This is a genomic window from Pseudomonas sp. 1928-m, assembly GCF_029269135.1.
In the GTDB taxonomy this organism is placed as follows: domain Bacteria; phylum Pseudomonadota; class Gammaproteobacteria; order Pseudomonadales; family Pseudomonadaceae; genus Aquipseudomonas.
Genome location: NZ_JARIXO010000001.1, coordinates 290,971 through 314,157, shown reverse-complemented (window position 1 = coordinate 314,157; position 23,187 = coordinate 290,971). Strand labels below are relative to the sequence as shown.

25 protein-coding genes are annotated in these 23,187 nt (G+C 62.9%); 13 read left to right on the top strand and 12 right to left on the bottom strand.

From position 1 onward, the window contains the following. Positions 1-11: 11 nt before the first annotated feature. Both P3C18_RS01410 and P3C18_RS01405 read right to left on the bottom strand, forming a co-directional pair. On the bottom strand, positions 12-665 hold the full coding sequence (locus P3C18_RS01410; protein ID WP_275960106.1) for a GntR family transcriptional regulator: 654 nt from the start codon (positions 663-665) through the stop codon (positions 12-14). Positions 666-872: 207 nt separating this feature from the next. After that, positions 873-1,643 carry an SDR family NAD(P)-dependent oxidoreductase gene (locus tag P3C18_RS01405; RefSeq protein WP_275960105.1) on the bottom strand — a complete coding sequence of 257 codons (771 nt, stop codon included), beginning with the start codon at positions 1,641-1,643 and terminating at the stop codon, positions 873-875. A gap of 122 nt (positions 1,644-1,765) precedes the next feature. On the opposite strand from P3C18_RS01405, the gene P3C18_RS01400 reads away from it, so the two are divergent. From P3C18_RS01400 to P3C18_RS01380, 5 genes are all read left to right on the top strand, one after another. Further along, a complete protein-coding gene (locus P3C18_RS01400) occupies positions 1,766-3,157 on the top strand; it encodes an aspartate aminotransferase family protein (RefSeq protein ID WP_275960104.1) in 1,392 nt (463 codons plus the stop codon). Between the two features lie 90 nt (positions 3,158-3,247). Next, a complete protein-coding gene (locus tag P3C18_RS01395; protein WP_275960103.1) occupies positions 3,248-4,615 on the top strand; it encodes a glutamine synthetase family protein in 1,368 nt (455 codons plus the stop codon). Positions 4,616-4,670: 55 nt separating this feature from the next. Beyond that, a complete protein-coding gene (locus P3C18_RS01390; protein ID WP_275960102.1) occupies positions 4,671-5,402 on the top strand; it encodes a transporter substrate-binding domain-containing protein in 732 nt (243 codons plus the stop codon). A gap of 60 nt (positions 5,403-5,462) precedes the next feature. Further along, complete coding sequence (locus P3C18_RS01385; protein ID WP_275960101.1) at positions 5,463-5,948, top strand: acyl-CoA thioesterase; 486 nt, start codon at positions 5,463-5,465, stop codon at positions 5,946-5,948. A 64-nt stretch (positions 5,949-6,012) separates the two neighbouring features. Then, positions 6,013-7,551 carry a sensor domain-containing diguanylate cyclase gene (locus P3C18_RS01380; protein ID WP_275960100.1) on the top strand — a complete coding sequence of 513 codons (1,539 nt, stop codon included), beginning with the start codon at positions 6,013-6,015 and terminating at the stop codon, positions 7,549-7,551. 4 nt (positions 7,552-7,555) lie between these two features. On the opposite strand, the gene P3C18_RS01375 is transcribed toward P3C18_RS01380, so the two are convergent. Next, on the bottom strand, positions 7,556-8,794 hold the full coding sequence (locus P3C18_RS01375; protein WP_275960099.1) for a hypothetical protein: 1,239 nt from the start codon (positions 8,792-8,794) through the stop codon (positions 7,556-7,558). A gap of 33 nt (positions 8,795-8,827) precedes the next feature. Then, the gene (locus P3C18_RS01370; RefSeq protein ID WP_275960098.1) at positions 8,828-9,361 is read right to left on the bottom strand and encodes a zf-TFIIB domain-containing protein; all 534 of its coding nucleotides are present in this window, start codon (positions 9,359-9,361) and stop codon (positions 8,828-8,830) included. A gap of 121 nt (positions 9,362-9,482) precedes the next feature. Here P3C18_RS01370 and P3C18_RS01365 point away from each other — a divergent pair, with 121 nt between their 5' ends. After that, a complete protein-coding gene (locus tag P3C18_RS01365) occupies positions 9,483-9,887 on the top strand; it encodes a DUF3301 domain-containing protein (protein WP_275960097.1) in 405 nt (134 codons plus the stop codon). Between the two features lie 40 nt (positions 9,888-9,927). Here the strand turns inward: P3C18_RS01365 and P3C18_RS01360 are convergent, their stop codons facing one another. Then, positions 9,928-10,269, bottom strand: a complete 342-nt coding sequence (locus tag P3C18_RS01360; RefSeq protein WP_275960096.1) for a hypothetical protein — start codon at positions 10,267-10,269, stop codon at positions 9,928-9,930. A gap of 35 nt (positions 10,270-10,304) precedes the next feature. After that, positions 10,305-11,183: an alpha/beta hydrolase gene (locus P3C18_RS01355; RefSeq protein ID WP_275960094.1), complete on the bottom strand. Its 879-nt coding sequence runs from the start codon at positions 11,181-11,183 to the stop codon at positions 10,305-10,307. Positions 11,184-11,297: 114 nt separating this feature from the next. Here P3C18_RS01355 and P3C18_RS01350 point away from each other — a divergent pair, with 114 nt between their 5' ends. Further along, positions 11,298-11,657 carry a hypothetical protein gene (locus P3C18_RS01350; RefSeq protein WP_275960093.1) on the top strand — a complete coding sequence of 120 codons (360 nt, stop codon included), beginning with the start codon at positions 11,298-11,300 and terminating at the stop codon, positions 11,655-11,657. Here the strand turns inward: P3C18_RS01350 and P3C18_RS01345 are convergent. Further along, positions 11,577-12,614, bottom strand: coding sequence for a CobW-like GTP-binding protein (locus P3C18_RS01345; protein WP_275960092.1), 1,038 nt, complete (start codon positions 12,612-12,614; stop codon positions 11,577-11,579). The genes P3C18_RS01350 and P3C18_RS01345 overlap by 81 nt on opposite strands. Positions 12,615-12,722: 108 nt before the next feature. On the opposite strand from P3C18_RS01345, the gene P3C18_RS01340 reads away from it, so the two are divergent. Then, positions 12,723-13,076 carry an NADH:ubiquinone oxidoreductase gene (locus tag P3C18_RS01340; protein ID WP_090250956.1) on the top strand — a complete coding sequence of 118 codons (354 nt, stop codon included), beginning with the start codon at positions 12,723-12,725 and terminating at the stop codon, positions 13,074-13,076. A 133-nt stretch (positions 13,077-13,209) separates the two neighbouring features. On the opposite strand, the gene P3C18_RS01335 is transcribed toward P3C18_RS01340, so the two are convergent. The 3 genes from P3C18_RS01335 to dksA are packed head-to-tail and all read right to left on the bottom strand — an operon-like array spanning position 13,210 to position 15,499. Beyond that, positions 13,210-13,854 (bottom strand): DUF1826 domain-containing protein, encoded by a 645-nt coding sequence (locus tag P3C18_RS01335; protein ID WP_275960091.1) that lies wholly within the window; start codon positions 13,852-13,854, stop codon positions 13,210-13,212. After that, positions 13,854-15,059: a zinc metallochaperone GTPase ZigA gene (gene zigA, locus P3C18_RS01330; protein ID WP_275960090.1), complete on the bottom strand. Its 1,206-nt coding sequence runs from the start codon at positions 15,057-15,059 to the stop codon at positions 13,854-13,856. Before zigA ends, P3C18_RS01335 begins: the two co-directional genes overlap by 1 nt. Before the next feature lie 14 nt (positions 15,060-15,073). After that, positions 15,074-15,499, bottom strand: a complete 426-nt coding sequence (gene dksA / locus P3C18_RS01325) for an RNA polymerase-binding protein DksA (protein ID WP_167144160.1) — start codon at positions 15,497-15,499, stop codon at positions 15,074-15,076. Positions 15,500-15,574: 75 nt separating this feature from the next. Here dksA and folE2 point away from each other — a divergent pair, with 75 nt between their 5' ends. The 3 genes from folE2 to P3C18_RS01310 all read left to right on the top strand — a co-directional run bounded on the left by folE2 (position 15,575) and on the right by P3C18_RS01310 (position 17,255). Beyond that, positions 15,575-16,465, top strand: a complete 891-nt coding sequence (gene folE2, locus P3C18_RS01320; RefSeq protein ID WP_275960089.1) for a GTP cyclohydrolase FolE2 — start codon at positions 15,575-15,577, stop codon at positions 16,463-16,465. Between the two features lie 62 nt (positions 16,466-16,527). Further along, complete coding sequence (locus P3C18_RS01315; protein WP_275960088.1) at positions 16,528-17,022, top strand: GNAT family N-acetyltransferase; 495 nt, start codon at positions 16,528-16,530, stop codon at positions 17,020-17,022. After that, entirely contained in the window at positions 17,019-17,255 is a 237-nt protein-coding gene (locus P3C18_RS01310; RefSeq protein ID WP_275960086.1) for a hypothetical protein, read from the top strand. The genes P3C18_RS01315 and P3C18_RS01310 overlap by 4 nt, the downstream gene beginning before the upstream one ends. 186 nt (positions 17,256-17,441) lie before the next feature. Here the strand turns inward: P3C18_RS01310 and P3C18_RS01305 are convergent, their stop codons facing one another. Further along, positions 17,442-19,370, bottom strand: a complete 1,929-nt coding sequence (locus P3C18_RS01305) for a DUF2207 domain-containing protein (RefSeq protein WP_275960085.1) — start codon at positions 19,368-19,370, stop codon at positions 17,442-17,444. A gap of 1 nt (position 19,371) precedes the next feature. Beyond that, entirely contained in the window at positions 19,372-19,938 is a 567-nt protein-coding gene (locus P3C18_RS01300) for a LemA family protein (RefSeq protein ID WP_275960083.1), read from the bottom strand. Positions 19,939-20,103: 165 nt separating this feature from the next. On the opposite strand from P3C18_RS01300, the gene P3C18_RS01295 reads away from it, so the two are divergent. Beyond that, positions 20,104-21,978 carry a DUF294 nucleotidyltransferase-like domain-containing protein gene (locus tag P3C18_RS01295; RefSeq protein ID WP_275960082.1) on the top strand — a complete coding sequence of 625 codons (1,875 nt, stop codon included), beginning with the start codon at positions 20,104-20,106 and terminating at the stop codon, positions 21,976-21,978. Next, positions 21,975-22,685 (top strand): 3'-5' exonuclease, encoded by a 711-nt coding sequence (locus P3C18_RS01290; protein ID WP_275960081.1) that lies wholly within the window; start codon positions 21,975-21,977, stop codon positions 22,683-22,685. The genes P3C18_RS01295 and P3C18_RS01290 overlap by 4 nt, the downstream gene beginning before the upstream one ends. Positions 22,686-23,187: the final 502 nt, after the last annotated feature.

Here is a 23,187-nt window from a genome sequence, read left to right as displayed (position 1 = left end):
CTGCCAGTGCGTCAACGCTGGCCCGGCTCCAGGTCGAGCAGGTTGAGCAGAAAGCGCGCGAAGTAGGTCAGGTCCTGTTCCATGGCCTGGCGCGCGGCCTTGGCGTCACCGGCTTCGATGGCGGCAAAGGCCTCCTCGTGAAAATCATTGAGGCGCAGCGACAGATCGGCGCCGGTGAACAATCGGTTGAAAAACGGCCCAACCTGCAACCACAGCGATTCGATTGAGCGCAGCAACACCGGATTACCGCAGGCGCTGTAGAGGTGCAGGTGGAACTGGCTGTTGGCGTCCAGATAGGCCTGGATCTGCCGCTGCTCGATGGCCTGATCCATCCGCACCACGCAATCGCGCAACTCAGCCAGGTCGGCCGGGGTCAGGCGCGGCGTGGCCAATTCCACGGCCAGGCCTTCAAGGCCCAAGCGCACCTGAAAGATATTCTGATAACGCTCGCGGGTCATCGGCGGCACGCGCACCGAGCGCTGCGGCTCGCCTTCCAGCGCGCCCTCGGCGACCAGGCGCTGCAGGGCGGCGCGTACCGGCATCGGACTGGTGCCCCACTCGGCGGCCAGGTCACGAATTTTCAAGCGCTCACCGGGCTGGAAACGCCCAGCCAGTAGGCCTTCCCGAATACGTTGGTAGAGCTGGTCCTGCAGGTTATCGGCCATATTCGTTCAGCCCTGTAGCGGTGGCGCGGGGAGTTGAGCGAGGGTTAGCGAGCAGTTATGCATGAAGTTCTCCTATGTTTAGAAAATGGTCTGAGTGGTTCTGCTAGAGGCAGGCTAGGCGCAGGGGTGCTTGAAAAGCGGAGTTGACTGCAGTCAATGAGCATTTTCGAGTATCCCTGCAACAACGCCTGACCGACGCAGAGGCACTCAGGGAGCTTTGTTCTCGATCAGGCAGTTACCACCGTCGACTACCAATACTTCGCCGGTGATATAGCTGGCCTCGGGCGACGCGAGAAAGGCCACGGCGGCCGCGACTTCTTCTGGCCGGCCGGCGCGGCGCATTGGCGTGTATTGCGCCGCATGACGCTCTTCTTCGGTACTCGAACCCGTAGCGATCCAACCCGGTGCCACACTGTTGACCGTAATACCCTGCTTGGCCACTTCCAGCGCCAGACCCATGCTCATCCCCAGCATGCCGGCCTTCGCTGCGCTGTAGGCCGCCTCGCCAGGGTTGCTGCCACGGGTGCCGGTGGTCGAGCTGATATTGACGATGCGCCCGTAGCCGCGCGCCCGCATGCCTGGAAGTACGGCACGGGTGAGCAGGAAGGCAGTGCCCAGGTTGCGCGCGATGGACAGGCTCCAGGTCGCCAGGTCCATATCCGCCAGTTCGGCGAACGGCTCGGGGCTGCCTTGCATGGCCATGCCGGCATTGTTCACCAGAATGTCGATCTGCCCCCACTGCGCCTGCGCCCAGTCGAGCAATTCAGCGACTTGAAGCTCATCGGTCAGGTCGGCCGCGCGGCCACGTGCTTGAATACCTTCAGCACACAACTCGGCGACCCGTTGCTCAACCCGCGCACTGCTGGCAGTCAGCAACACCCGCGCCCCGGCACGGCCCAGACGGCGAGCGATGGCCAAGCCGATGCCCGATTCACTGCCCGCGCCGCTGATCAATGCAACGTGCTGTTGAAAGACCATTTCACAATATCCTGTGATCACAAATATGGCAGTAATCTAGCAATAAAGCCTGATCAAACCAATGCTTGAGTTTTCTGTGATCACAAAATAGCATGTGCAGATATTCGAACGAGGTGTTCAACATGACTGCCAGTGGTATCAGCCCATCCGCCGTAGAAGCCTTCGCCCAGCGTGAGCGCGAGCGTTTTATCGCGCGCAACCCGAAATCCGTGGCCCTGGCCGAACGCGCGCGCAACTCGCTGTACGGCGGCGTGCCGATGCACTGGATGGCCGACTGGTCGACCCCGGTGCCGCTGTTTGTCGAACGGGCCAAGGGCGCGCGCTTCTATGATGTCGACGGCCACGAATACATCGACTTCTGCCTGGGCGACACCGGCACCATGTTCGGCCACTCGCCGGACCCAATCGCCAAGGCCATCAGTGAGCAGGGCAACAACGGCCTGACCACCATGCTGCCGGGCGAGGACGCGGTGGTCTGCGGCGAGCTGCTGGCCGCGCGCTTCGGTCTGCCGTTCTGGCAGGTCACCGCCACCGCCACGGATTCGAACCGCTACGTGCTGCGCTGGGCCCGCGCGATTACCCAACGCAAGACATTGCTGGTGTTCGACGGCTGCTACCACGGCACCGTGGACGACGTGATGGTGCGCTGCATCGATGGCGAAACCGTGCCGCGCTCCGGCCTGGTCGGCCAGGCCTACGACCTGACCGAGTACAGCCGCTCGATTCCGTTCAACGACGTGGCGGCGCTGGAAGCGGCGCTGGCGCAGGGTGATATTTGCGCCCTACTCTGCGAGCCGGCGATGACCAATATCGGCATGGTTCTGCCCGAGCCGGGCTTTATGCAGAAATGCCGCGAGCTGACCCGTAAATACGGCGCACTGCTGATCATCGACGAGACCCACACCATCTCCACCGATATGGGTGGCTGCACCAAATTGTGGAACCTCGACCCGGACTTCTTCGTGGTCGGCAAGCCGATTGCCGGCGGCGTGCCGTGCGGCATCTTCGGCTGCAGCGCGGCGATGGCAGAGGCCATGACCGCAGCGCGCAAACGCGCCAGCGAGGGCAGCCACGGCCACGGTCACAGCGGCATGGGCACCACATTGTCGGCCAACGCCCTGGCCATGCACTGCATGCGCGCCAACCTGGAGCAGGTGATGACGCAGGCCGCCTATGACCACATGCTGCCGTTGGCCAAGCGCCTGGCCGATGGCTTCCGTTCGCTGATCGGCAAGCATGAGCTCAAGTGGTCAGTGACCGAGCTGGGTGCGCGCAGCGAGTTCCAGTTCTGCCCGGTTTCGCCGAAGACCGGCGCCGAGGCCGAAGCCGCGTTCCACGACGAGCTGCAGATGGCCCTGCACCTGTACCTGATCAACCGCGGCATCCTGATCACCCCGTTCCACAATATGACCCTGTGCTGCCCCAGCACCACGGCGGACGATGTGGATAAGCTGATCAGCATGCTCGACCAGGCCCTGACCGAGCTGCTGGCCATCCCCGGCGCCCGCGAGTAATTCATCGATCAGCCTGTGGGAGGGGCCTCAGCCGCGACAATCGCCGCTAAAGCGCCTCCCACGAGATAACGACACACAGTGAGAAGCGCCATGCAATTCGCCAATCCCCAGGAAGCCCGTGACTTCCTCGCCGCCCACCCCGAAGTGCGCAGCATCGAGCTGATGCTGATCGACGCCAACGGCATCCCGCGCGGCAAGTTGCTGCACCGCGACGAGCTGCTGGCCATCTACGAGAACGGCCGGCCGCTGCCCAGTTCGATTTTGGCGCTGACCATCCAGGGCGAGGACGTGGAAGAAAGCGGCCTGGTCTGGGAAGTCGCCGATGCCGACTGCTGGACCTATCCGCTGCCCGGCAGCCTGACCCTGCAACCCTGGCGCACCACGCCTACTGGCCAGCTGCAGGTGAGCATGCACCCGACCCAGGGCCTGCCAGCCGCCCCGGCCGACCCTCGGCATGTGCTGGTGCGCGCCATCGACCGGCTGAAGGCCGACGGCTACCACCCGGTAATGGCGGTGGAACTGGAGTTCTACCTGCTGGACAAGACCCGCGACGCCAACGGTCGTCCGCAGCCGGCGCTGCAGATGAACGGCGTGCGCCCGCAGGCGCCGCAGGTGTACGGCGTGTACGAGCTGGAGCAGCTGCAGCCGTTCCTCGACGACCTTTACGCCGCCTGCGAAGTGCAGGGCCTGCCGGTGCGCACGGCGATTTCCGAGTACGCGCCCGGCCAGGTCGAACTGACTCTGGAGCACCGCTTCGACGCCCTGCAGGCCATCGACGAAGGCGTGCGCTATAAACGCCTGGTCAAGGGCGTAGCGAACAAGCACGGGCTGCAGGCCTGCTTTATGGCCAAGCCGTTCGGCGACCAGGCCGGCAGCGGCCTGCATATGCACGTCAGTCTGGCGGATGAAAACGGCAACAACCTGATGGCATCCGAAGATCCACATGGCACGCCGCTGCTCAAACACGCCATCGGCGGCATGATGGCCACACTGAATGATGCCCTGGCGATCTTCTGCCCCAACGCCAACTCGTTCCGCCGCTTCCAGGCCAACAGCTACGCGCCGCTGGCCAAAAGCTGGGGGGTGAACAACCGCACCGTGTCGTTCCGCGTACCGGGTGGCCCGGCTAACAGCCGGCATGTCGAGCACCGCATCTGCGGCGCCGACGCCAACCCTTATCTCGCAGCGGCGGCAATCCTCTCCGGCATCCATCACGGCATCCAGAACCAGATCGACCCGGGTGAGGAAATCATCGGCAACGGCTACGAACAGGCCCGCGAAACCCTGCCGACCGATTGGCTGACCGCCCTGCGCGCGCTGGAAAACTCCAGCTGGGCCAAACAAGCACTGGGCGAGGACTTCCTCAAGGTGTTCCTGGCGATCAAGTGGAATGAGTTCCGCCAGTTTATGGGCGAGGTCGGCGAGCAGGACTGGCGCTGGTACCTGACCCACGCCTGACGCCTGGGGCGCTACCAGCTACGCTGTACAGATTCTGAGCACCCTGGAGTGGCCCATGCGCCTCTGCATTATCCTGGCCTGCTGGCTGTACAGCGCATTTGCAACGGCCGAACCGTTGCGCGTGGGCCTGGAGAATCACGACTACTACCCCTATTACAGCGCGGTAGAGGGTCAGGGCTTCGATGGCTACTGCATCGCCCTGCTGCAAGCCTTTGCCAAGCGCGAAGGCCTGGAGCTGGAACTGCGCCCGCAACCGGTCAACCGCCTGTACCGCAATATGCTCAGCGAACAGAACCTCGACCTGCTGTTCCCCGACAACCCGGCCTGGGCACGCGAAGCCCGCGATGGCCAGACGCTGTATTACAGCCAGCCAGTGGTGCAGGTTGTCGACGCCACATTGGTGCGCCCGGAGCGACTGGGTAAGGGCCTGGCTGCGGTTAAACGCCTGGGCATCGTCCGTGGCTTTACTGCCGAGGCCTGGCAATCTGTGCTGGCCAAGGGCGGTGTTGAGCTGGTGGAAGTGCAGGATATTCACAGCCTGATCCGCATGCTCGAGCGCGGCCGCCTGGATGCCATCTACGCCAACCCGCAGGTGGTGCAGCACCAGCTGCGCCAACTGGGCCTCGACCCAGGCCACGTGCGGCTCGACCCGCAACTGCCGCAGGTCAACACCCACTTTCACCTGAGCAGCTACCAACACCCCGACCTGATCAAGCGCTTTGACCGTTTTCTGCTTGAGGACACCGCACAGTTGAGCCAGCTGCGCCAGCAGTTCAACCTGCCTTAAACGCAGCCAACCGCCAGCGTCAGCTGCTATGGTTGGGCAAATCCCTGCACAGAGCCTGTTATGGAACCCGGAAACGCCCAGCTGACGATGACCGTACTGATGACCCCAGACATGGCCAACTTCTCCGGCAATGTGCACGGCGGCACCCTGCTCAAATACCTAGATGAAGTCGCCTACGCCTGCGCCAGCCGCTATGCCGGCTGTTACGTGGTGACCCTGTCGGTGGACCAGGTGATCTTCCGCGAGCCGATCCACGTCGGCGAACTGGTGACCTTTCTCGCCTCGGTCAACTACTCCGGGCGCACCTCAATGGAAGTTGGCATCAAGGTGGTAACGGAAAACATCCGCGAACGCTCGGTGCGCCACACCAACAGCTGCTTCTTCACCATGGTCGCTGTGGATGAACTGGGCAAACCCGCACCCATTCCCGCGCTGGAGCCGACCACCGCCGACGCCGAACGCCGCCAGCGCCAGGCCCTGCAGCGCCGGCAGATCCGCCACGAACTGCAGCAGCGCTACCAGGCGCTGAACGAAGAAAAAAGCTGAGCGAGCAGACAACCACACGCGTCCCCGGCACAATCGCGCCCTGCGCATAACACCGAGTAAGGCCATGGAAAGCCTGTATTTTTCCCCCATGCTGCTGGGCCTGAACCTGATGCTGGCGAGCGCCATTGCCTGCAGCGGGCTCTGGTATTTCTCACGCCCCTACCGTGGCCCCGGTTTGTGGATGCTGGGCAGCTGGACCCTGATCATCGGCATCCTGCTGTTCATGGGTTTTATGGCCAGTGGCAGCAAACTGCTGAATATTCTTGGCAATGCCCTGCAACTGGCCGGCGAGGCGATCATCCTGCTCGGCGTGTTCCGCTTTCTCGGCCTGCCGCTGCCCTGGTGGACGGTGCCCGCCAGCGCCGGATTGATGAGCCTGGCCCTGAGTTGGCACTGGTGGCTAAGCCCCATCAACTCGGAATACCTCGTCGCGCTGTACGCCGCAATTGGCGGTCTACTGCCCCTGCAAGCCTGCTGGGCGCTATGGCGTACGCCCAGCGAGGTGGAGCTGCGCGGCGTCTGCCAGTTTGTCGCCATCGCCTTGCTCGGTTATGCCCTGGTCACCCTGCTGCGCGGTGTGATCGGCATTCACGATGGCCTGCAAGGCATCGTCCACGATGACGTAACGCGCTCGGTGAGCTACCTGCTGCCCTATAACTTCGGCATTCCGCTGTGGCTTGTGGCCCTGGTCGGCCTGGTGCTACTGACCATGCGTCGCATCCTCGCCGACAGCCAGCGCAACGCCCAACAGGCGGCTGCCAACGCCGAGCGTTTCGAACGCCTGATGAGCGTGAGCAACGCCGGGGTGATGGTGCTCGACGGCGAACGCATCATCGACAGCAACCCCAAGCTGGAACAGCTGTTTGCGCAAACCCGCGAACAACTGCTCGGCCAACCGCTATCGCGGCTATTCGACAGCAGTAGCCAACAGCCACTTAGCGAACTGCTGCAACAAGCCGATGGCCGCCCCCACGACCTGCTCGCCCAGCGTGCGGACGGCCAGCCGTTCGCCGCCGAGCTGAGCATCGCACGCCTGGCCGAAGCGCAGCAGCAGGTTGCCGAAATCCGCGATGTCAGCCAGCGCAAGGCTCTGGAAGAACAGCTGCGCCAACTCGCCACCACCGACCCGCTGACCAACGCCCTGAACCGCCGCGCCTTCCAGCAGCGTGGAGAGCATGAATTGGTGCGCAGCCAGCGCCAGGGCACGCCGCTGTGCCTGGCGATGCTCGACCTCGACCATTTCAAGCGGGTCAACGACCAGTACGGCCATGCCGTCGGCGATCAGGTGCTGGTGGCCTTCAGCGAACTGTGCCGGCAGCAGGCGCGTAGCACCGACCTGTTCGCCCGCTTCGGCGGTGAGGAGTTCGTCATCCTCCTGCCCGACAGCGACCTCAACGCCGCGCAACAGCGCCTGGAACGCCTACGCAATGACCTGCAGGCGCAACCGCTCACCACCGCCCAGGGCCCACTGCACGTCACCGTCAGCATCGGCCTGAGCTGCGCCCAGCCCGGCGACACCCTGCAACAGCTGCTGCAGCGGGCGGACGCCCAGCTATACAACGCTAAAGCGCAGGGGCGAAACCGTATCTGCCTGGATAGTTGAGGCGCTAAAGTGGCTGGTTAGCGGGCAGACAACGTACCTGCTTGGCATCCGGCAGCGGGCCGTTAAAGCACATACGTTGGTGCTTATCATCCCAAACCGGCTGCTCGTTGGGCTGGTAGGGATTACCGCTCTCCCGTGCAGGCCGCCCTAGGCGATTGAACAATACAAGCTTGGCGTCTAAGTCATGCAGCCGGGCCAGATAAGGCCTGAAATCAGGGATCGCCACACCAACCAGAATCCGTCCAACAGGGTTGCGCACGCGCCGCCAAGTCGAAACGACAGAGGACGCCGGCTCACTCAAAACTCCGACAAAAGCCTCTGCATCCAAAAGAGACTCGCTGGCCGAGCGAGCATAGGCAGGTAAGCTGTCGTTGATACTCATCTGTGGCTTGTAGACCCACTGCAGGCGCCAAGCACTGACACCCAACTCCTGCTCGAGATTTGCCTGATATCTAAGCTCCATTAGACCAGTAGCCACCATGGCGAACTCACGCTGCATGGAGCTCAACAACGAGCGCTCCTCACCGCTCAAAGGCTGTTGAATGTCCGGCTGAGGAATCAGACCGACCTGATACAGCACCGCTAACGCATCCAAGCTCTGCGCTACAAGCGTTACGGTGGTCATTTTCATGATCAGGTTATCGGCATCCGACAGCCAGATACGCAGCAGGCGAATATCCTCCTGAAGCAACGCCAGAGCATCTTCACCCCGGCCCTCTTCAGCCAGTTGCAACGCCTGCAACGCACGTAATCGATTACCCCACAGTACCGCTGCATAGTTGGGTATGGGCTCATCCAGACCAGGCCGTGCCACGGTATGCGGCGTATCAAGCATCAACAACTGCTGATAGCGCTGCAGCAGTTCACGGTGCTGGCTGAGCAACGCTTGACGTTCTGCAGGCTCCTGCCTCAACCCTTGCAAGCAACCCTGCGCACCGAGCACGCACAACGCCTGCCCCGGCATCGCCAGTGGCGCTATGTCTGCACCAAGTTGTGGTTCCTGGCTAAGCAAACGCTGGTTATAGAGCGCCACACGCTTACGACCTTCAATCTGCGGGTCGCGACCAGCAGGCGCATCTATCCCCATAAGCTGGTAATAGGCGGGACTTTCACCCGCATCGGCAGCCGCCTGCTCAAGCCAATCCTTGGCCTTTGGGCTTAACGCTTCATCGCGCGACCACAACCAACCAACGGTAACCAACAACGTCAGGCCCGACAGCGCCGAAACAGCCCACTTATTCATATGCAGCGTCCTGCTCCACGAACAGCCTCAGGGTCACTCGTGACCGATATAGAACAGCAGCTCACGGCGCTGCGGGTGATCTTTCAGCCAGCTGCGAATATCGTCCGCGCGGGCAATGGCTTCATCGCCGACCAGGCGGGTGAAGCGTTGGCGACGCGCCTCCTCTGAAGCTTGCTGGCGTACCTTGCGCTGCCAGGCTTCGGTGAAGATGCTCGGCATCTTGTGGCTGAGCTCCAGCGCCTTGAGCAGCTGCCACTCGCCGTTATCCAGCCAGGCTTCATCACAGCTGCCGCACAGATCCAGACGGTTACCGTGGGTGCCGCTGATCTGGAATTTGCTCATCAGCTTGGCGCATTTTGGGCAGCTCAGGACCTGCTGGCTTTCGCTGGCGGCCTCAGCGGCAACCTGCGCCTGCGGCTCATCATTCTGCGGCTGACGCTCAGCCCAGTCGCGGTAGTACAGCAAGGCCACCAGGGCGCCGGAACACTGCGGGCAGCCGTGGGCCAGCAGGCCGCCATCCAGCTTAGTGGGTTGCAATCTGGTGGTACGGCAGGCAGGACACTGCATGGGAAATTCCTTTTCGGGTTGGCGTGCGCGGACGCTAAAGCAACTGCTTAACGGCGACAAGCCCAGCAGCAAGAACTGTGCGGCAATCGGTTAAGCTCTGCACTCTGCCGCCGGAGCCGCCATGATCGACCTCTTCGATGTTTTTCTGCTGATGCTGTTCGCCACCGCCTGCGCCTGGCTGTGGCATGCCCATGGCCTGCGTGAACACGCATTGGGGTTGGTGAAACAGCACTGCGCCAAATCCGACATCGAGTTGCTGGATGAGAATGTCGCCCTGCGTCGGCTCGCCCTGCTGCCCGATGCACGCGGGCGCAAGCGCCTGGCGCGGGTGTATGGCTTCGAATTCACGGTCACGGGTGAGCAGCGCCACGCCGGCAGCATCGTCATGTTCGGCAAGCAGGTGGGGCGTATCGAACTGGCGGCCCACCCCTTCCGCGAACCGCCGGCAGACAGTGCCCAGGTGATTGAAATGGCAAAGTGGCGCAACCAGCACCATTTGCCCGACGACAGCAGCCCGCGTCAGTGAAAACACCGCCTCACTCACCCTAGGCGGCACTGCCAAAGCACTAAGTCGAACCGCCCGCAGGTGGCTCGGCCAAGTATCCGAGAATCTGCTGCCATTCACTCTGGCAGCCGTAGGTCATCGGCCAGCGCAACAGCCGGCATTTGCAGCGATGCCAACGCCCACGCTGCTGGTTGCGCCGGCAACCGGCGAGCAACCACTGCGAATCGAAACCGCCCCACACACCGGTAAAGTTCCAGTGATTGAGCCAGACCACGGGAGCCACTTCATACAACAAGATTGCCTCCAGCTGCACCCTGCTCAGGCCGCTACGCCGCAAGACATCAGCAATCCCTGCCAGCCAGCGCTGATCCAGCTCGGTATCCAGCCACAGGTCGGACAACATCAACCAGACGTCCTCCCGAGTCGCGGCCTGCATGCTCAGCCACGCTGCAGCAAAAAGTCGCTAACGCGCGCTGCAGCGGCCTCCGGCTGCTCCTGCATAAAGCAGTGCCCGCCGGGCACCACATGGCCACTGACATGCCCATTGCTGGCGCACCAACGGGCCACCGACTTGGCCACAAAGGGGTAGCTGCGCTCGCCATAAAGCACCTGGGTCGGGGTGGTGACTTTGCCCAGCGACGGCCACAGGCGCTTGGGGAATGAGCTGAAAATATCCGCCTCGCGACTCGGCCGGCAACGCAGCTCGGCGCCCTTGTCGCTATCTTTCAAGGCATGCTGGATATACGCGGCAAACGCTTCTTCGGTCCAGCCACGGAACATCCCACGGCCATGCAACGCGTCATACGCAGCGGCGCGATCTGGCCAGCTGCTGCGGCGCTTGAGCGCCTTGCTGGCCAAGGTTGTGCGCCGGCTCAGGCCAACTACATCGGACAGCGCCATAACGCCGATCATCGCTGGGCTGAACAGCACCGGATCAAGCAACACCGCACGCTGAAACAGTTGCGGTTGCTGGGCCAGGATCAGGCTGGTCAACACCCCGCCAAAGCTGTGGCCCAAGGCATAAGCCGGCGCACCGCCAAACCGCTCACGCCCGGCGTTAAAAGCTTCTACCGCCAGTTCGGCGCTGCGGTTCCAACCGTGGAAGCGGCCACCGTGATCACTCTCACCATGCCCCTGTACATCGCATAACCACAGGTCGAAATCCTCGGCTAACAGCGCCAGCAGTGGTGTGTAGACCCTCCCGCAGTAGCCGTTGCCATGCAGAAAATGCAGCACGGGCTTGCCCGAAGGCGGTGAATGCCAACCGCGCAAGGTAAAGCCGGCGCTGCTGTCGTGTGACCAGGGGTGGAGATGCATGAGCGTGCCTTGCGTGATCGTATTCAGGTGGGGATTATCCGCATCGCCAGAGGACTCGTCAGTTCTATCTGACTCCGGCATCCTGGCCGCAGACCTATCAGGGAGGACGTCAGGGTGTTTGTTTTACTGGAATCCAGCCATGCAGGCTTTATCGAGCACCTGCAAGAACAACTCAGCAGCGCCGGCATCGACTGCCATGTACTGGACATGGGACGCGCCGCAGATGGCGAACTGCACTTTGCTATTCGCCTGCCGCTTTACAGTCAGATGAGCCACGCTCGGCACCTGCTGTACCGCGACAGGCTATTTGCCCTGCGCATCGACCCTGCGTTCCGCCAAGAGTGGCATGCACTGCGTGAAGCACCCAAACAGCAGGCGCTGCAGTGGATCACCTCACCCCTGGCTCTGCGTATCAGTGCCCTGGCTGTGCTGATTCTGCTGTTCGGCAGCCTGGCCGAAATGCTCTGGCGCTAATGCACAGGCCGCGAACCCGGCCTGCAACGCCGACACCTCCTGCGCCTCGCTGAAGATCAGCTCCAGCCGCGAGTCCTTGCGCCATTCGCTGTTTTGCCAATGCAGGGCATCACCGTTTAGGGCGTTGGCGGACAGCCAGCCGGCGTTGGTGTGCAGCACCAGCTTGGCGCGGCGCCAGGGCAAGCTGCTCAGCCACTGTTGCACGCTCAGCAGCTCGAACTGCTGGCTGGGGTGCCAGCGCCAACCGATGCTCCAGCCATCGGCCTGCTGCTGAGCCTGGCAGATCGGCTCGCTTGGACTGCGCCACGCTTGCGGCAATGGCGCAGCTGCTGTGGGCAGGTTATCCGGCGTAGCGTCGCCATCGGCCTGGGCGCTAAAGCCGGGCAGCGCTGCGAGCGGCAATGCACCCTGACTGGTCCAGTAAATCGGGCGCGCGGGCAGTTGCGCCTGGATGCGCGCCTTGGTGGCTTCATCTAGGTCTTCGGCCTTGTTCAACAGCAGCAGCCCGGCGCGGCTAAGCGTCGCCTTCTGGCTCTCCGGCAGCGCTTCACCCGCAGCAAGGGCCTGAGCGTCCAGCACCAGCAACGGTGCCTGCACCGCCAAAACCCCAGCCCAGGGCATTTCACGCAGTTGCTCAAGCAGTACCAGAGGATGGCCGAGGCCGGACGGTTCGATCAGTAGGCGATGCGGTTTGGCTTTGCGCAACAGCCGGCCGAGGCCAACCTGAAACGGCACCCCGTTGACGCAACACAGGCAACCGCCCGCCACTTCGCCCAGGGCCACGCCATCGTCATCGGTGGTCAGCAACGCGGCGTCCAAACCAACCAGGCCGAATTCATTGATCAGTACTGCCCAACGTTCGTGCGCCGGACGCTGCGCCAGCAGATTACGGATCAGGCTGGTCTTGCCCGCGCCGAGCGGCCCGGCAATTACGTGAGTAGGGATATTTTTCAGCATGGGCCTATGGTGCGGGTTTGCCGGCCTGGGGAGAACCCCGGCACGGGGCGCAGACTGAATAAAAGCAGCATGCTAGAGTCGCCGGCATATTTTTTGGGGGATCGGTCGATGCGTGTTTTTCTGTTACTGAGCCTGTTCACATTGTCCGGCCTGGCCTGGGGTGAAGCCTGTGTGGTGCATAGCCAGGCCGAGCGCCTGGATGTGAAGGTCTGCCAGCAGAACCGCAGCATCCCGCCCAACCTGTTCCGCACCGGTTTCTGCCAGCCGCAGCTGCAGGGGCAGAAGGTCGAAGTAGAGTTTGTCGAACAGTGCCCGATGGGCTCCTTCGGCGTATGCCGCAATTCAACGGTGGGCGGCACGCCCTATAAGCAGGATGTGCATTATTATGGCGTGGCCAGCGACGCCACCTACCTCAAGCCCTTCTGCGAGCAGCAGAGCAAGGGTGTATGGATGGCGCGCTAACCGTCATCAAAACGTAATCCTGTCTATGTTTTAGTGGCCTTGGGTACCTCACCCCTGCATACCGGGTCACGCGCCGGTGTGCCTTTCTGGTGCTTAAGGCTGCTTTCTCGCAGCCTATTTTTTTGCCTGAAATTTAAGCCAGCCAGTCCAGGGTCAAGAGCAATCGACGCTCACCGGCCGGCGGTTGCGGCGAGCGGTGGATCAAGCCGCCACCCTCGTTGCCAATCCACTTCTCGCCCTTGGCCAGCAGCACATGGCCCGCCTCGGCGCGCTCGATCAACGCGGCATCGCTGGGTTCGGCTGCCGGGTCGCCGAGGCGACGACGCGCCATTACGCGCTCCTGCAGCCACTCACTGCCAACCCCGGCGTAGCTGGTAATCAGCCGCACCGGCACGTGGTCAACGTGAAAGCGCGGGCACATGGCCTTGTCGAGAATACGCAGGCGCAGGCCGATGCGTTTGGCATCGAACAGGCAGGCAAAAGCACTGATCAGCCAACTAACGTCCTGCAAAAAGGCCGCCTGCCCCGGCAGATCGCTGTAGGTATCGACCAGGCCACTGAGGTTCGGCTCGCTCTCCGGGCTGGCCAACTCCAGCACCATGGAGTGGCCCAGCGGTTCGCCCTGAGCCAGCAAAGCGCTGGCGAAATCACTGATCTGTGCCGGCAACTGGCGTTGCCAGACGGCCAAGTTGACCTCGTCACGCAGTACATCGCCAAGCACATCAATCTGTTGGCTGCTGACCTGCTGCAGCGGATGACGCAGCACAGGCGCGAGCATCAGGCGGCTTCCTCATGCCAGGGGCCAAACGGGTCGAGCAGCGCCTGCCAGGCATCCACGCCCAGGGCCATTTCCGCATCGGTCAGCAGGCAGGCATCCAGTTCGGCGGTCAGCAGGGCGAAGTCGATGTTTTGGCCGATAAACACCAGCTCCTGACGGCAGTCGCCGGTTTGCGCCTGCCAGTTTTTCATAATTGCCTGTAGCCCTTCTTCGTCGGTCGGCCATTGCGCCTTGGGTACGAAGCGCCACCAGCGCCCGGCAAAACCGTGGCGCATCAAACCGCCAGCCTGGGACCAGCTGCCGGCCTCCTGGTACTTGCTCGCCAGCCAGAAGAAGCCCTTGCTGCGCAGCAAGCGGCCATTGGTCCATTCGCGGTTGATGAAATTGAAGAAGCGCTCTGGATGCAGCGGCTTGCGCGCCCGGTAAGCCGTGGAAGCAATGCCGTATTCCTCGGTTTCCGGGACGTGTTCGCCGCGCAGCTCCTTGAGCCAGCCGGGTGCCTGGGCGGCGCGCTCGAAGTCGAAACGGCCGGTGTTGAGGATCTTCTCCAGCGGCACCGCGCCCATGGCCATCGGCACGATTTCGGCGTGGGTATTAAGGCCCTTGAGGATGGCCATCAGCTCTTCACGCTCGTGGCTGCTAATCAGGTCGATCTTGCTGATCAGCAGCACATCGGCGAATTCCACCTGTTCGATCAGCAGGTCGGTGATCGAGCGCTCGTCCTCCTCACCGAGGGTTTCGCCGCGGCTGGCCAGGCTTTCGGCCTCATGGAAATCGCGCAGAAAGTTCACCCCGTCGACCACCGTCACCATGCAGTCCAGGCGCGCCACATCGGCCAGGCTCTGGCCGTCTTCACCGCGGAAGGTAAAGGTTTCCGCCACCGGCAGCGGTTCGCTGATCCCAGTGGATTCGATCAGCAAGTAATCGAAACGCCCATCGCGGGCCAGGCGGCCGACTTCTTCCAGCAGGTCTTCGCGCAGGGTGCAGCAAATGCAGCCGTTGCTCATTTCCACGAGCTTTTCTTCGGCACGGTTCAGGCTGACATCGCGCTGAACTTCGCTGCCATCGATGTTGATCTCGCTCATATCGTTGACGATCACCGCCACCTTTAAACCCTGGCGGTTTTTCAGAATGGCGTTAAGCAGGGTGCTTTTACCGGCGCCGAGAAAGCCGGACAACACGGTTACGGGAAGGCGATTGGTCATGGTTGCAGGCTCCATCAGAATTCTGCGTGGCGCAGGTGTTTTTCGCGTTGTTCCTGACGCTCTTTGGCTTCGATGCACAGGCTGGCGGTGGGCCTTAGCAACAGGCGCTTGAGGCCGATTGGCTCACCGGTCTCGACGCACCAGCCGTATTCACCACGAGCCAGCCGCTCAAGGGCTTCGTCGATTTTGTCGAGCAGCTTTTTTTCCCGCTCCAGCAAGCGCAGTTGCCACTGACGCTGTTCTTCGGCGCTGCCAATGTCAGCGGGATCGCTGCTGGTTTCGCGCTCGCGCAGGCCTTCGAACTCTTCGGCAATGCGCGTTTGCAGCTCGCCGCGCTGGGTGAGCAGCAGCGCGCGGAAGAACTGCTGCTGCGCGGCATTCATGTAGTCATCTGCCGGCTGGGCGAGCAGTTCGGCGTGGGTAAGCGGCGTTTCGGTCATCGTCAGGATTCGCTGGCTTTGTAATTTACTTGTTATAACATAACATTTAAACCCACAGCCGAGCGCCGATTTCTGATGAACGCACTGACACTGCCGGACATAGCCGCGCAAACGCCCGCCCATGAACAAGCCCTGGACTGGGTTGGCATGCAGGGCATCGCGTTGCCGGTGAACCTGACCGGGCAACGCATTCATGCCAGAGCCGATGTCGGGGTTAGCCTGGATGATGACAATGCCCGCGGCATCCATATGTCGCGCCTCTACCTGGCGCTGCATGCGCTGGAACAGCGCGAACTGAACCCGACGACGCTGCGAGAGTTGCTGGGCGAGTTTCTCGACAGCCATCAGGGTTTGTCGCTGCAGGCGTCGATTACCTTGCGCGGTGAGGCGTTGCTCAGCCGCCCAGCGCTGGTCAGCCCCCTCTCAGGTTGGAAGGCCTACCCCTTCGAAGTGCGTGCACGCCAGGATTCATGGGGGTTTCACGTGGAACTACAGGTAGAAGTGACCTATTCCTCGACCTGCCCGTGCTCCGCCGCCCTGGCGCGCCAGCTGATTCAGCAGCGCTTTGTCGAGGACTTTGCCAACCAGCCGCTGGACCACGCACAATTGCTGGCCTGGCTCGGCTCAACCCAGGGCATCGTCGCTACACCACATAGCCAACGCAGTACCGCCACTTTGCAAGTGCGCCTGCACGGCGACAGCGCGAAGTTGCCGCTGGTTGCGCTGATCGACGCCGCCGAACAAGCCCTCGGCACCGCCGTGCAGACGGCGGTAAAGCGCGCCGATGAGCAGGCCTTTGCCCTGGCCAACGGGCAAAACCTGATGTTCTGCGAAGACGCCGCCCGCCGCCTGCACAGCGCCCTGCGCGAACAACCGGCCTTCAGCGCCTTTCACCTGCGCGTGGTGCATGCGGAAAGCCTGCACGCCCACGATGCTGTTGCCGCCAGCACGTGGAACTGGCGCTGAGGCGATTTACCTGGCCCATACGCGGCGCTAACCTGCAGGGCAAAACCTTGCTGACCACTCCGATGACAACCCAGCCGTCCGCCGCATTCAACTTACGGGCCTACCAACCTCAGGATTTACCCGCCCTGGTCGCACTGTTTCAGGCATCGGTCAGCCAGTTGACCACTCAGCATTACGACGCAGCGCAGCGACAGGCCTGGTCTCCCGAGGTTGCAGACCTATCAGTCTGGCAAACACGTTTGGCGTCACTTGAGTTGCTTATCGCCGAAGATGACTGCGCTATAGCCGGTTTTATCGGCTTTAGCCTGGATGGATATATCGATCTGCTATTCACCGCACCCGGCTTTGCTCGCCAGGGTGTGGCCAGCGCCTTGTATGCCGCTGCCGAGCAACGCTTGCGCGCGGCGGGGGTGCGCGAGCTGTTTACCGAAGCCAGCCTAGTGGCCCAGGCGTTTTTTACCGGTCAGGGATTTTCTGTGCAGCAGGCACAGACGGTGACGCGCGGCACTGTTAACTTGCCGCGCATGCTGATGCGCAAAACTCTGGAGCTGCGATGAACACCCTGACGATTATCGTGCTAACCGCCGTGGTGCTGGCCGCCTGCGCCCTGGCACTGTGGAGCTGGTACAACCAGCGCAAACTGGAAAAACTCGATGAACGGATCAACCGGCAGAGCGAGCTGATCGCACAACTCGACAGCGTGCTGGAAAACCCGCAACTCAGCGAAGCCGAGCAGTTGGCGAAAACCGAAGCCTTGCTGGCCAAGCTGCAGGAAACTCGTAAGCCTTAGCACACGACAGTTGCCGCAACCTGTAGGAACCGCGGGGATGCCTAATCCATGCGTGCGAATCGCGGGCATGGCCCGCTCCTACAAGCCGATGGCCGGAGCAGCCTTGGCCGCGATGTTATTGGATTGACTGTGATCGCGGGCAATAACTGGGCGTCCCCCCCGCTCCTACAAAAGCTGAACCGCGCCCTACCAACCGCCGCCTCCCCCTCCGCCACCGCCGCCACCTGACGAACCGCCGCCAGATGAACCACCACCGTCTGACGAGCTGCTCGACGGTGGCGATGAGGCAAGCGCCGTGGCGCTGCTTAACCCGGCTGCCAGGGCGGTGCTCATCGCCAGCGGGGTGCTGAAGCTGCTGCGGCTGTGGTACCAGTCGGGTTGATAGTCACGCTGCGCCGGGTCGATCAGGCCGCTGGCCAGCGCTGCGCTAAAGCGTGCGCTCCATTTGTCTTCCACGCCCAGGGCCATGGCGTAGGGCAGGTGTTTTTCGTACAGCGCAATGCTCATCGCCGGGGCATTGCCGGCCAGGGCTAGGGCATCGCTTTCCGCCAGTTGCAGGTAGTCGCGATAGCCTTCCAGCTGATCAAGCAGGCGCCGCCCTTCAATCGATGGCGCCGGCAACAGGTAATAGAACAACACCACCACCAGCACATACACACAGAGCAGCAGCAAGGCCGGCACCGACGCCGCATCACTGAGCATCCACAGGCCAACCGGCACCGGCCAGACAAACATCAACCCCGCCAGACCCAGGCCGATCTGCTTGCCCAAACTGGGCTGATGCCAGGCCATATACAGCACAAACAGCGACGGCACGCCAAAGCCCAGGGTGAACACCACACCGGCCAGGCCGACGGCCACATCGTCCTCGCTACGCGCGCCGGTCAGCACCATCACCAGGCAAGCGACCAGCGTCCACACCAGGCCCCAGGTCCAGATGCCGCGGTTATTGCTGAACCAGGCCTTGCCCTGGGTGTGCAGCTGGGTTTTCAGCCCGGCCACAGCATCGGCCAGGCGCGGCTCGTAGTCGCTGCCAATCGCCAGGGCGATGCCTTCCTTGTTGGCCGGAAACAGGCGCTTGCGCAGCTCGCGGTCAGACTCGCTGAAGTCAGCCCGTTCACCCTTGCCACGGGCCAAGGTAAAACCGCCGCCGCGCGGCTTGTCTTCAATATGCAGGTGCTTGCGGATGGCCATATCGGTGAGCCACACACTGAACGCCCGCGCCTCCTGATAGCGGCCCTTCAACCCGCGATGCCAGAGGTAGCCGGCCTGCACCGCGCTCATGCCCCGTGGGGCCTCGAACAGCGGAATGATCAGGCCCTTTTCAGGGTCACGGCCGACCCGATCCCAGGCCCGCAGATAAAAAATCACCAGGCCGACCAGCAGCAGCGCGCCCAGGCACAGACCGAGGTTATCCAGCAGCAGAGAGCCCAGGCGCTGCGCTACACCCGGCCGCGCCACCAGGCCCGCCGGCCAATCCACGGCCACCGTCAGGCCGTGGTAGGCCGGCAAGGCTTCGGTGGTGGCCAGGCGCAGGTAGTCGTCGCGCTGCTCAAGCACCTCGTAGGCCTGGCCCTGCTCACCATCAGCGCCGGTATAGGCGGCCAGATCACCCATCCGCGCACCCGGCGGCAGCTTGACCTCGACCGAGGCATGGAGAATCGGGAACACCCACTGATTACCGGTGACGTTCCAGTACAGCTCGTCGCTATTGAAGTGGTGCAACAGCTGGCGCTCAACCCGGTAACGCAGCTCGTACTGATAACGCCCCGGCTGCAGCAGATGGTCGGCCGAGCCGAGGTAATAGCGCACCCAGCTGCCGTTCTGTTCGACCCGCGCCCGCTCCGCCTGGCCATCGCGGCTCACGCCAAGCAGGGTGATCGGGCTGCTCTGCAACAGCCCCAGGGGCAAGCTGTAGCTGACCGGAAGATCGCGGTAGATACCGCGCTTGATCTGCTCACCTTCGGCCTGCACGGTAATCCGCTCGGTCACCAGCAGGTTGCCGTCGGCCTGCACCTGCAGGGTCACGGCAAAGTCCTCGATCACCTCGGCTGCTGCGGCCCACAACGGCAGCAGGCACAGGCTCAACAGGGCAAAACGCAGCACTCGCAGCATGTCAAAACTCCATTTTTGGCGACTGGGCGTCACGCGGGTCATCCAGGCTGAAATACTCGGCCTGGGTAAAGGCAAAGGGCCGCGCCACCAGGTTGCTCGGCACCGACTCGACCAGCACATTCAGCTCGCGCACCGCGCCGTTGTAGTAACGCCGGGCCATCTGGATATGCTCCTCGACCTCGCTGATGTTGCGCTGCAGATCGAGAAACTGACCGTCGGCCTTGAGCGCCGGGTAATCCTCGACCAGGGCAAACAACTGGCGCAACTGAGTACCCAGATGCGCCTCCACCGGCGCCCGCTGGCCCAGCGGTGAATCGGCCAGTTGCACCGCGCGCATGCGCTCCTGCACCAGGGCCTGCAGGGTGCCCTGCTCGTAACTCATGTACTGGCGCACGCACTCGACCAACGCCGGAATCAGGCTGGCGCGACGCTTGAGCTGCACGTCGATACCGCTCCACGCCTCGGCCACCCGCGCGCGGTTGAACACCAGGCGGTTGTAGTAATAAATCGTCAAACCAGCGAGCGCCACCAGCAGCGCCAGCACCACCCAGAATCCCGCCCCTTGCATAGCTACTCCTTGATAAAAACCCGCTGATTGCCTGCGCTATCCGCCTACCACCTCACACCATAGCCGCCACCGACCGCGCCTGCCGGCACACCCGGTAACGCCAGCAAGGCGGACAGCACCCGGCAATCGCCGTATCCTCTAGTGCCTGTTACTGCGAGGCCACCCATGCAGATCGAGTTACTGGAGATCCGCGACCACCTGCAGCGCTTCCCGCCCTTCGATGCGCTGCCCGACGACAGCCTCGACGCCATCGCCCGGCAGGTCGAGGTGGCCTACTTCAAGGCCGGCACGGACATCCTCCTGTACGGCGCGGCGATTCACGAGCTGCACTATGTGCGCAGCGGCGCGGTGGAAATCTACCGGCGCAGCGGCGAGCTGTACAACCGCCTGAGCGAGGGCGACATCTTCGGCCAGGCCGGCCTGCTGCGCAGCAACAAAGTGCGCTTCCCGGCGCGGGCGATTGAAGACAGTCTGATCTACTTTATCCCCGCCACGCTGTTCGCCCAGCTGTGTGAAGAGCACGACGGCTTTGCCGAATTCGTCGAAGCCGAAGGCCAGTCGCGGCTGAAATCGGCGGTGGAAAGCCAGGGCCAGGCCAGCGAACTGGTTCAGCTCAAGGTGCGCAAACTGATCTCGCGCCAGCCGGTCTGCGTCAGCCTGGACACACCGGTGCAACAGGCCGCCCAGTTGATGACCGAGCAAAGCGTGTCCTCCTTGGTGATTGTCGAGGGCGATGCGCCCGGCGCGGCGATGGTCGGCATCCTCACCGACCGCGACCTGCGCACCCGCGTACTCGCCGTGGGGCTGGCAAGCAGCGCGCCGATCAGCCAGGTAATGACCCCCGAGCCCTTCACCGTGCAGGCCGATGACAGCGTGTTCGACGCCATGCTGTGCATGCTGCGCCACAACATCCACCACTTGCCGGTGATGCAGCGACGCCGCCCCATCGGCCTGATCAGCCTGAGCGACATCATCCGCTACGAGTCGCAAAGCAGCCTGTACCTGGTCAACTCGATCTTCAACCAGCCGAATGTCGCCGGCCTGCAGAGCCTGCTGGCGGACCTGCGCGGGACCTTTGTGCGCATGGTCAACGAACACGCCACCGCGCATATGGTTGGCAGCGCCATGGCCGGCATCGGCCGCGCCTTTACCCAGCGCCTGCTGGAACTGGCCGAGCAGAAACTCGGCCCGCCGCCAGTGCCCTACTGCTTTATGGTCGCCGGCTCCATGGCCCGCGACGAACAGCTGCTGGTCACCGATCAGGACAACGCCCTAGTGCTCGATGACCGCTTCGACCCAGCGCAGCACGACGCCTACTTCGCCGCCCTCGCCCAGTTTGTCAGCGATGGCCTGGCCGCCTGCGGCTACAGCTACTGCAAGGGCGGCATCATGGCCAGCAACGCCCAGTGGCGGCAGCCGCTGAGCGTCTGGCGCGGCTACTTCAACCAGTGGATCGACAAACCCAAGCCGCAAACCCTGCTGCACAGCTGCATCTTCTTCGACCTCGACGGCGTGTATGGCGAGATCGAACTGGTGGAAAACCTCAAGGACCTGCTCGCGCAGAAGGCCAGCAGCAACCCGGCCTTCCTCGCCGCCCTGGCGCGCAACGCCCTCAACCGCACGCCGCCGCTGGGCTTCTTCCGCACCTTTGTGATGGAAACCGACGGCCAGCAGAAGAACATCATCAACCTCAAGGGCCGTGGCACCGCCCCACTCACCGACCTGATCCGCGTGCACGCCCTGGCCTGCGGCAGCAAGGCGCAGAACTCCCTGGAGCGCCTCGACGCCATCGGCAAAACCAAACTGCTGCAGCCAGAAGCCCTAAGCCAGCTGCGCTACGCCCTGGAATTTCTCAGCCTGGTACGCGCCCGCCACCAGGCCATGGCAGCGGCCGACGGCGCACAGCCGAACAACTACATCGAACCGGAAAAAGTCTCCGCCAGTGATCGGCACAACCTCAAGGAAGCCTTTCAGGTGATTAGCAACGCGCAGAAATTCCTGCGCTTTCGCTACCCCGCGCAACCGGGCAAAAGCCTGTGACAACACCCGCCACAGCACTGGACTGGGCCGCGCGCTTTACCGAACTCGCCGCCAACGCCCGCGACCCACGCCTGCAAGCCTTCTATCAGGCCGGCTGCGTAACCGCCGACACCCCGCTGCAACAGGTACCGCTGCTGGCCCTGGATGTGGAAACCACTGGCCTGGACGCCAGCCAACACGCCATCGTCAGCCTCGGCCTGCTGCCCTTCAGCCTGCAACGCATCCGCTGCGGCGCGGCGCGCTACTGGGTGGTGAAGCCGGCCAGCGAGTTGAGCGGCGAATCGGTGACCTTCCACCACATCACCCACTCGGACATCCGCCATGCGCCGCGCCTGGGGCAGATCCTCGACGAGCTGCTGACCGCCATGGCCGGCAAGGTGATGGTGGTGCACTACCGCAACATCGAACGCAGCTTTCTCGACCAGGCGCTGCGTCAGCAGTTGGGTGAGGGTTTGCAGTTCCCGGTGATCGACACCATGCAGCTGGAAGCGCGCCTGTATCCCAAGCGCCAGCCGGGCTGGGTGGGGCGGTTGTTGGGGCGGCAGCCAGTGTCGATTCGTTTGGCTGACAGTCGCCTGCGTTACAACCTGCCGATGTACCAGGCGCACCATGCATTGACTGATGCGCTGGCAACGGCTGAGTTGCTGCAGGCGCAGGTGGCGACGCGGTATTCGGGGGATACGCCGGTGGGGGAATTGTGGAGTTGAAGCGTTATCTCTGCTGGTGTTCGACATTACATCGCGTGTGCTGATGTTTCTGGTTGCGCCCCCTCGGGCGCGTCACTTGATTCGCTGCGCTCACCCTTCGGGCCAGCCTGCGGCTGTTACTACGCTTCGCTTCGTTGCTATTGCTGCGCACAAGAGAAAGTAACCAAAGAGAATGCGCCCCTGCATCCGGGTTTCGCTGCGCTCAACTTCCCTCCCTCCGGTGCTGCTCCGGGGGCCGGCGTACATGGGCCATCCCTGGCCCATTACGCCTCTCGGCTCGGGCATCCTGCTTCGCTCTACCTCCTGCATCCATGCAGTCGTCGCCGCATCCATGCGGCTCGCCCCCCTACGCAACACCTCCACTCGGCCTCCTGACGGGTATTTGGCGCGCGGCTGATGCTTCGGTGGCTGGCGGAAGAAAAGCCAAGGCAAAGCCTGGCCGCATTTCCGCCATGGACAGTTTCGTCTCGAATGAATTAGCTTCTGGTTCAAGCCTGCCAGC

Excerpts from the sequence above, each read along its gene's own strand:
- P3C18_RS01305 (WP_275960085.1), bottom strand. The coding sequence starts at position 19,370 with ATGCTGCGAGTGCTGCGTTTTGCCCTGTTGAGCCTGTGCCTGCTGCCG.
- P3C18_RS01370 (WP_275960098.1), bottom strand. The coding sequence starts at position 9,361 with ATGCAGTGTCCTGCCTGCCGTACCACCAGATTGCAACCCACTAAGCTG.
- P3C18_RS01340 (WP_090250956.1), top strand. The coding sequence starts at position 12,723 with ATGCGTGTTTTTCTGTTACTGAGCCTGTTCACATTGTCCGGCCTGGCC.
- P3C18_RS01410 (WP_275960106.1), bottom strand. The coding sequence starts at position 665 with ATGGCCGATAACCTGCAGGACCAGCTCTACCAACGTATTCGGGAAGGC.
- zigA (WP_275960090.1), bottom strand. The coding sequence starts at position 15,059 with ATGACCAATCGCCTTCCCGTAACCGTGTTGTCCGGCTTTCTCGGCGCC.
- P3C18_RS01385 (WP_275960101.1), top strand. The coding sequence starts at position 5,463 with ATGGAACCCGGAAACGCCCAGCTGACGATGACCGTACTGATGACCCCA.
- P3C18_RS01360 (WP_275960096.1), bottom strand. The coding sequence starts at position 10,269 with ATGTTGTCCGACCTGTGGCTGGATACCGAGCTGGATCAGCGCTGGCTG.
- P3C18_RS01405 (WP_275960105.1), bottom strand. The coding sequence starts at position 1,643 with ATGGTCTTTCAACAGCACGTTGCATTGATCAGCGGCGCGGGCAGTGAA.
- P3C18_RS01345 (WP_275960092.1), bottom strand. The coding sequence starts at position 12,614 with ATGCTGAAAAATATCCCTACTCACGTAATTGCCGGGCCGCTCGGCGCG.
- P3C18_RS01365 (WP_275960097.1), top strand. The coding sequence starts at position 9,483 with ATGATCGACCTCTTCGATGTTTTTCTGCTGATGCTGTTCGCCACCGCC.
- P3C18_RS01400 (WP_275960104.1), top strand. The coding sequence starts at position 1,766 with ATGACTGCCAGTGGTATCAGCCCATCCGCCGTAGAAGCCTTCGCCCAG.
- P3C18_RS01375 (WP_275960099.1), bottom strand. The coding sequence starts at position 8,794 with ATGAATAAGTGGGCTGTTTCGGCGCTGTCGGGCCTGACGTTGTTGGTT.
- P3C18_RS01380 (WP_275960100.1), top strand. The coding sequence starts at position 6,013 with ATGGAAAGCCTGTATTTTTCCCCCATGCTGCTGGGCCTGAACCTGATG.
- P3C18_RS01315 (WP_275960088.1), top strand. The coding sequence starts at position 16,528 with ATGACAACCCAGCCGTCCGCCGCATTCAACTTACGGGCCTACCAACCT.
- dksA (WP_167144160.1), bottom strand. The coding sequence starts at position 15,499 with ATGACCGAAACGCCGCTTACCCACGCCGAACTGCTCGCCCAGCCGGCA.
- P3C18_RS01335 (WP_275960091.1), bottom strand. The coding sequence starts at position 13,854 with ATGCTCGCGCCTGTGCTGCGTCATCCGCTGCAGCAGGTCAGCAGCCAA.
- P3C18_RS01355 (WP_275960094.1), bottom strand. The coding sequence starts at position 11,183 with ATGCATCTCCACCCCTGGTCACACGACAGCAGCGCCGGCTTTACCTTG.
- P3C18_RS01395 (WP_275960103.1), top strand. The coding sequence starts at position 3,248 with ATGCAATTCGCCAATCCCCAGGAAGCCCGTGACTTCCTCGCCGCCCAC.
- P3C18_RS01295 (WP_275960082.1), top strand. The coding sequence starts at position 20,104 with ATGCAGATCGAGTTACTGGAGATCCGCGACCACCTGCAGCGCTTCCCG.
- P3C18_RS01310 (WP_275960086.1), top strand. The coding sequence starts at position 17,019 with ATGAACACCCTGACGATTATCGTGCTAACCGCCGTGGTGCTGGCCGCC.
- P3C18_RS01390 (WP_275960102.1), top strand. The coding sequence starts at position 4,671 with ATGCGCCTCTGCATTATCCTGGCCTGCTGGCTGTACAGCGCATTTGCA.
- P3C18_RS01300 (WP_275960083.1), bottom strand. The coding sequence starts at position 19,938 with ATGCAAGGGGCGGGATTCTGGGTGGTGCTGGCGCTGCTGGTGGCGCTC.
- folE2 (WP_275960089.1), top strand. The coding sequence starts at position 15,575 with ATGAACGCACTGACACTGCCGGACATAGCCGCGCAAACGCCCGCCCAT.